This is a genomic window from Streptomyces bikiniensis (genome assembly GCF_000716625.1).
Classification (GTDB): Bacteria; Actinomycetota; Actinomycetes; order Streptomycetales; family Streptomycetaceae; genus Streptomyces; species Streptomyces bikiniensis.
Genome location: NZ_JNXJ01000154.1, coordinates 1 through 207, shown reverse-complemented (window position 1 = coordinate 207; position 207 = coordinate 1). Strand labels below are relative to the sequence as shown.

The following is a 207-nucleotide window of genomic DNA, read 5'->3' as shown; positions in this document are numbered from 1 at the left end:
GGCGAGCCGTCGGGCCAGCACCCGGCGGCCGAGGTCGCTCAGGCTGGTGTCGTCATAACGGACGGTTCCGGTCTCGGGCTTCCGCAGCCCCGCGAGCAGACGCAGCAGGGTCGACTTGCCCGAGCCGTTGGGGCCGAGGAGTCCGACGACCTTCCCGTCGTGGACCGCCATGTCGATGTTGTCGAGGAGCCGGTGGCCCTTGACCGA

At 70.5% G+C, this 207-nt stretch carries 1 protein-coding gene; it reads right to left on the bottom strand.

The features are described from left to right. Window positions 1-207 (bottom strand): ATP-binding cassette domain-containing protein (locus tag OO47_RS33190; RefSeq protein ID WP_030223682.1); only part of this gene is annotated, 207 nt, incomplete at both ends.